The sequence below is a fragment of the Olivibacter sp. XZL3 genome (assembly GCF_004368405.1).
Taxonomy (GTDB): Bacteria; Bacteroidota; Bacteroidia; order Sphingobacteriales; family Sphingobacteriaceae; genus Olivibacter.
This window is the reverse complement of record NZ_SBJH01000098.1, coordinates 1-7,042: the sequence shown is the minus strand read 5'-3', so window position 1 is coordinate 7,042 and position 7,042 is coordinate 1. Positions and strand designations below refer to the sequence as shown.

General features: G+C 43.5%; 5 protein-coding genes. All 5 read left to right on the top strand.

Annotated elements, in window-relative coordinates; genetic code table 11:
• Window positions 1-147 precede the first annotated feature (147 nt).
• Window positions 148-903: an AraC family transcriptional regulator gene (locus tag EPX21_RS19235; RefSeq protein WP_134091297.1), complete on the top strand. Its 756-nt coding sequence runs from the start codon at window positions 148-150 to the stop codon at window positions 901-903.
• A 134-nt stretch (window positions 904-1,037) separates the two neighbouring features.
• Window positions 1,038-2,807: an oleate hydratase gene (locus EPX21_RS19230; RefSeq protein WP_028298840.1), complete on the top strand. Its 1,770-nt coding sequence runs from the start codon at window positions 1,038-1,040 to the stop codon at window positions 2,805-2,807.
• Window positions 2,808-2,830: 23 nt separating this feature from the next.
• Window positions 2,831-4,426, top strand: a complete 1,596-nt coding sequence (locus EPX21_RS19225) for an oleate hydratase (protein WP_028298841.1) — start codon at window positions 2,831-2,833, stop codon at window positions 4,424-4,426.
• Window positions 4,427-4,626: 200 nt separating this feature from the next.
• Window positions 4,627-5,523: a 3-hydroxyacyl-CoA dehydrogenase gene (locus EPX21_RS23155; RefSeq protein WP_028298842.1), complete on the top strand. Its 897-nt coding sequence runs from the start codon at window positions 4,627-4,629 to the stop codon at window positions 5,521-5,523.
• A 1,078-nt stretch (window positions 5,524-6,601) separates the two neighbouring features.
• The coding region (locus tag EPX21_RS19210; RefSeq protein WP_206106114.1) for a hypothetical protein at window positions 6,602-7,042 on the top strand (441 nt) is incomplete at its 3' end.

Here is a 7,042-nt window from a genome sequence, read left to right as displayed (position 1 = left end):
GCTGAACTTGCTTTTTTTCATTGTCCCTAAATTATAAAACTACATTAATATTCGTAGCTGTTTTAAGGGGAGATTACACGGTGTGACGGAGCATACTATATTTCTTCTGGAGAGCCTATAATTGAATTCCCAAAGAAAACATTCCGTATGGATTTTTATGCTTTCTGCATTTGTGTTTCTGGTAGTATTGACCTGGAAATAGACAATCAACAATACAGTATAGCCAGAAATGGTTTTTTGGTATCTGCTCCTTCCACGATTATCAAATTTGTGAACATCAACAAGGATTTCAGGATGAAGGTTCTCTTTTTTGACAAGACCTTTTTACTCAAGAATATGGCCAATCCCTTTTTTATAGAGAAGCTGTCGTTATTTAACAAATCAACTTTTAGTGTAATCACCTCTGATGAGGAATCTGCCCTGCAATTATTCGCCCTGCTCAATTATCTCCAAAAACAGTCTGGCCGAAAAGACAGGTTTATTGAAGACATTATCAGGACCATTATCATTAACCTTCTGCTTGAAACAGCCACCCTTGTCGATAAGGAAAGAGATAAAAAAACGGAGGACAACCATGAAGTGAACAGTCTTTTCTTAAAATTCCATGAATTGCTGGCAGAGCATATTTCCTCCCATAAGGATGTGCAGTTCTATGCCGACAGGCTTTTCATCACCAATAAGTATCTTATTGTTGTTGTAAAGAGGGCAACCGGCAAAACGCCTCACGATATTATAAATAATACCCTGCTTAAAGAGGCTTTGGTACTACTCGGCAATCCAGAGAAAACCATTTCCCAGATAGCTTCGGAGATAGGATTTAGCTCCACTTCGTCCTTCGGGAGATTCTTCAAAAAATATGTTTCTCTCTCCCCGCAGGAATATAGGAGGCAGCAGCACATTTAGGAAAATGAATTCCGGTACAACATTGGCGAATTTGGGTATACAGTTGAAAAATAGTATATAATTAACTTTGTATTGAAATCATAGATTAATCAAGTAAAACGCTTGGTAATTCAAGCTCAACAACACCAACAGTTATGTACTACAGCAAAGGAAATTACGAGGCATTTGCCCGTCCCAAAAAGCCTGCAAATGTTGATTTAAAATCTGCCTATCTTATCGGTTCCGGTCTGGCCTCTTTGGCGTCGGCAGTTTTTCTGGTTCGTGATGCGCAAATGCAGGGCGACAAAATCCATATCCTGGAAGAACTGGCTCTGCCGGGTGGAAGTATGGATGGCATTTGGAACGAACAGAAAGGCTACATCATCCGGGGTGGCCGCGAAATGGAAACCCAATTTGAGACGCTTTGGGACTTATTCCGTTCCATCCCGTCGTTGGAAACTCAGGGTGTATCCATCTTGGACGAATATTACTGGCTCAATAAACAAGACCCGAGCTTTTCACACGCCCGGGTCATCGAAAATAAGGGGCAAAGGCTTGCTACCGACGGACAACTGACACTTTCTCCTAAAGCTATAGAAGAGCTGATTGCGGTAGTCCTTACACCGGAAGAAAAGCTACAGGATATCCAAATCGACCAAGTATTTTCGCAAGAGTTTTTCAAGTCAAACTTTTGGACCTACTGGGCCACCATGTTCGCTTTCGAGCCCTGGGCAAGTGCCATGGAGATGCGCCGTTACCTTTTGCGTTTTATCCATCACGTAGGTAGCGTGACCGATATGTCCTCGTTGCGCTTTACGAAATACAACCAATACGAATCGCTGATACGCCCGCTGGTAAGCTACCTGGAATCGCATGGAGTGCAGTTCCAATACGGCACCCAAGTGCAGAATATAGTGGTTGACACCACAGGCGGCAAAAAAGTAGCCAAAAGAATTGAATACATCAGGGATGGGAATGCAGAAAGCATCGACCTGACAGCAGATGACCTTGTATTTGTAACCAACGGCTCCATTACCGAAAGTAGCACTTACGGAGACAACAATACCCCTGCTCCGGTAGCAGAAGGCATCGGTGGCAGCTGGAAGCTCTGGCAGAACCTTGCAGAACAGGATACCGCCTTCGGAAAGCCGGAAAAATTTTATAAGAATATTCCCGAAGCCAACTGGGTCATCTCCGGTAGTATTACCTTTTTTGACGACAAAGTGGTACCCTATATAGAAAAAATCTGTAAAAAAGACCCACGCAGCGGCTCCATTGTAACCAGCGGCCCGGTAACAATCAACGATTCCAATTGGTGGTACGGCTTTTCCATAAGCAGGCAGCCCCACTTCAAGGCCCAGCAAAAAAATGAAATCATCGTTTGGGTGTACGGTCTTTATTCCCATAAACCGGGCAATTATGTAAACAAAAAGATTACGGAGGCCACCGGGATAGAGTTGTGCGAAGAACTTTTGTACCACATGGGCGTGCCCGAAAACGAGATTGCGGATATTGCAAAAGCAGCCAATACCATTCCCTGCCGTATGCCTTATATCACGTCTTATTTTATGCCACGTGCCGTGGGCGACCGTCCCCTGGTAGTTCCTGGAGGTTCCGTAAACCTGGCATTTATAGGCAATTTCGCAGAAACGCCCAGAGACACGGTTTTCACAACGGAATATTCCGTGCGCACCGCTATGGAGGCGGTATATACCCTGTTAAATGTGGACAGGGGTGTCCCGGAGGTATTCGCCAGTTCTTATGACATTCGGGTATTGTTGAAATCTATTTATTACCTCAATGACAAGAAAGGACTGAAAGACATCAAGGTTCCCTGGCTGTTCTCCCTTTTAGAAAAATATGGACTGAAAAAGATGCAAGGCACTTATGCAGAAGAACTCCTTAAAGAAGCAGGCCTTTTATAAAAATCAATTTCAAAGAGTAAAATATGAGCGCAAATAATTCAAAGAAACAAGCCTACTTCGTTGGTGGTGGCTTGGCAAGCCTTGCCGGGGCTGTTTACCTTTTGCAAGACGGCGGTTTCACAGGCGAAAACATCCACATCATTGAAGCCCTGCCCGTTTTGGGCGGGAGTAATGACGGAGCCGGAACCAAAAAAGAGGGGTTTATCTGCCGTGGTGGAAGAATGCTTAACGAAGAAACCTATGAGAACTTCTGGGATTTGACGGACCGTATCCCCTCATTGGAAGTGCCCAACATCTCTGTCAAAGATGAAATCTTTGCCTTTGACCACGCAAACCCCACCAAGGCAAAAGCGAGATTAATAGACAAAGATGGAACTATCCTGCCGGTTACCGATATGCAGTTCAACACGGGTGACCGTATGAAAATGGTCAAACTGTTCTTCACCGACGAAAGCGAATTGGACAATGTGACCATCCGCGACTGGTTCAGCGACCATTTTTTTACTACCAATTTCTGGTATATGTGGCAGACTACTTTTGCGTGGCAGGAATGGAGCAGCATTTTTGAATTTCAGCGTTACATGAAACGCATGCTACTGGAATTTTCAAGAATCGAAACCCTTGAAGGGGTAACAAGAACTCCTTACAACCAATATGAATCCGTGATTTTGCCGTTGAAGTCATTCCTTGACCAGCATAAAGTGGATTTTTCACTAAGAAAAACCGTTACCGATTTGGAATTTGTCGATAACGATAGCATTACGGTAAAGGAAATAGAATGCATCAATGCAGAAGGGAAGACAGAGAGAATAACCGTCAATGAGGGCGACCTGGTATTCTTTACCAATGGATGTATTACCGACAATTCCAATAATGGCGATTATAATACACCGGCGAAATACCTGCCCGATAATCCGCCAAGTTTTGCATTATGGCGCAGGATTGCCGACAAAAAACCGGGAAAGCTGGGAAATCCCACCCCGTTCTTTACCAAGCCGGATGAAACAAAATGGTATTCTTTCACACCGACTTTCATGGGGAATAAACTACTGAAACTCATCGAAGATTACACTGGAAACAAACCGGGAAGCGGTGCTTTGATGACATTTAAGGATTCGTCATGGAGACTATCTATAGTAATAGCTGCCCAGCCTCATTTCAAAGCACAGGAAAAGGACACTACCATTTTATGGGGCTACGGGCTGTATCCCGATAATATTGGCAATTACGTGAAAAAGCCCATGATAGACTGCACTGGCGAAGAACTCCTTACCGAATTGCTGCATCACCTGCACTTCGAGGAGTATGAGCAGGAAATCAAGGAAAGCGTCGTAAATGTAATTCCTTGTATGATGCCCTACATCGATGCGCTCTTTCAGCCAAGGGCAAAAGCCGACCGCCCTGCAGTTGTTCCGGAAGGCAGCACCAATCTTGCCCTCATCAGCCAGTTTGTAGAAATACCGGAAGATATGGTGTTCACCGAAGAATATTCCGTCAGGGCAGCACGCCTAGCAGTGTACACTCTGCTAGGCCTGGATAAAGAAGTAGCACCTGTAACGGAACATTGGAAACGTCCCGAGGTATTGGCGAAGGCCGTCCATACTTCATACAGGAGCTGAGCATAATTGACCAGACTTAGGTATTTACCAGAAAGCCCAATACGGACTGGAACTTGGCATCCTCTCCAACGTAGATGATGTAAAATCCTACAATAAAGGCTGGTTCCTTTCCCTTGGATATCGTATCAGTTTATGATAAGGCAATATAAGACTGGCATATCAAATGGTTGCCAGCCACTCTTTTATTAATTTTTACAACTATGAATTTTAAAAACGTAACCATTGCAGGAAGCGGTGTTTTAGGCTATCAGATAGCTTTCCAGAGCGCATTTCACGGATTCAACGTAACCGTGTACGACATTAACGACGAGGTTTTGGAAAAAGCCAAAGCCAAGTTTGAAACGATGAGCAGAGTGTTCAAACGGGACTTGAAAGCTACCCAGACACAGTTGGACACAGCGTTTGAAAACCTTCATTATACTTCCGACCTAGCACAAGCTGTCAAAGATGCTGATTTATTGATTGAGGCCGTTCCTGAAAATCCGGCAATCAAGACAGATTTCTATCAAAAGTTAGCCCTAGTGGCTCCCGAAAAAACGGTTTTTGCCACCAATTCCTCAACCTTGCTACCAAGCCAATTTGCAGAAGCTACCGGCAGGCCAGCGAAGTTCGTCGCCTTACATTTTGCCAATAATATCTGGACCAACAATACCGGTGAAGTGATGAAACATGCAGGTACATCTGAAGAAACGTTCAATTCTGTCCTGGATTTTGCCAAACAGATTGGCATGGTACCCTTGCCTATACATAAGGAACAACCCGGATATATCGTAAATTCGCTTTTGGTACCCCTTTTAAGTGCTGCTTTACAGCTATATGTAAATGAAATTTCAGATGTTGAAACGATTGATAAAACATGGATGGTAGCCACCGGCGCACCGGTAGGACCATTTGGAATTCTGGATGTAGTAGGCATAACCACGGCATACAACATCAATAAAATGACCGCTGATGTAACAAAAGAACCTTCAAAAATAAAGGCAGTGGAAATGTTGAAGTCTGAATTTATCGACAAAAACAAGCTTGGGGTAGCTACTGGCGAAGGATTTTACAAATACCCTAATCCGGCATATAAGGAAAAGGATTTTCTGAAGTAAGGAAATTCCTTTTCCTTCAGATTTATAAAAGGATGCCCAGCGTTTATAGCTATGGCCATCGTAAAAGCGATCAATGGCATCGGGATGAGCATAGATGTCGGCTATCAGTTTTTGATGCTGATCAATACTGTCTTGTGCGGTTTGATGGCTAATTATACCTCGATTGGCTTGTATACGCCAGTTAAGTGTTCGGTCGTATAGTTGGTTCAGACCGCTACCCACAAGGGCGACCACGTGGGTAATTTTCGGTTCCGCTATCGCGAGTGCAGGAGCAACCTGCGCTCCCTCTGAATAGCCGTAGGCGAGGATGTTCGTGTCGTCCCAATAATGATGATCGATGAGCCAGTTGAGTACTTTTTTGGAAGCGGATACCCGCCATTCCAAACTTAGCCGCCGATGATATTCTTTGGACGCGGGGTAACTGGTTAGCAAGCGCTCATTGCCAATGCTATCTAAGGGCTCTTGGAATTCCAGACTATCACAGAAGGGAGTGCCTGGTTTGTCGAGTACGATATAGTGATATCGTTGGGCACTTTGCTCGAGGTTAACGCTGTTGAAGGTATTTAGTAGCCTAGCCATTTTTTCTGATTTGACATAGAGGCAGAGGGGTAGGCCACCGCTCCCGTTGATATCTAAGAAAAGGGGAGAGGGTTGGTCTAGATTAACCGTGTCTAGGTAGAAAGAGATGGTGCCAAGGGTTTGATCGTCTATTTGGAAATGCTTTAACCCATGATCAGCAGGCGTTAACGGTTGTCCCTTTAATGCGAGATTGGTGCTTAATATAATGATACTTGCTATTGTATATATATAAACCAGTTTATAATTTGTAATTGTTGGCATATGGAAAGATATCTGCTTGTTCCTAGCAAGTTACGGATTAGTTTTGTAACGCTGCAATAAGCTGGAAAGTAAAGTTTTAAATCTTAGGGGTGCCAATAAAAACGATAGAAAGGGGATATTTATTCTATAAAACGGCGCTTGATGGCTGAAGAGCATTAGAACATCATTTATAGGCATGCGGCAGTAAATTGCATATAAAAATGAATTTATCTAAGTTTGGTAAACTAATCAAGGATTTATGGAAGTAAAGAAGTTATTCCCTGTGCTTTTATTGTTCTGTTGCACCATTTGTGCTTATGCGCAGCGAATGGAAAATGATCAATCGTTTAAAAGAATAGAACTTGATGTGGCAGCGGAGACGGCCTTCGACGAAATTGTAGATTACCTGCAGGCTGAAAACCTGTTTATTACAGCAATGGATAAACAAGCAGGCTTTATACAAGCGAAGAATTTCGTGAAACATAAGCGGGTTTTATCGGCAAAAAAAGGGGAAAGGAGGACCCTTAATTTTGTCGTAAGGCCAAAGGATACGGTAACGGAAGTCTCGTTGAATATTTATGTGGAGGAGTATATGTTCGGGGGGGATGTGCACAATAGAAATTACTATTACGACGATCAGGGTATCTCGGAAGACAAAAAGGTATATCAGATTCTCTTGGACGACTTACAACAGCGGATA

What these genes read in the sequence shown, in the direction of transcription:
- EPX21_RS19230 (WP_028298840.1), top strand. Translation starts at nt 1,038, where the DNA reads ATGTACTACAGCAAAGGAAATTACGAGGCATTTGCCCGTCCCAAAAAG.
- EPX21_RS23155 (WP_028298842.1), top strand. Translation starts at nt 4,627, where the DNA reads ATGAATTTTAAAAACGTAACCATTGCAGGAAGCGGTGTTTTAGGCTAT.
- EPX21_RS19225 (WP_028298841.1), top strand. Translation starts at nt 2,831, where the DNA reads ATGAGCGCAAATAATTCAAAGAAACAAGCCTACTTCGTTGGTGGTGGC.
- EPX21_RS19235 (WP_134091297.1), top strand. Translation starts at nt 148, where the DNA reads ATGGATTTTTATGCTTTCTGCATTTGTGTTTCTGGTAGTATTGACCTG.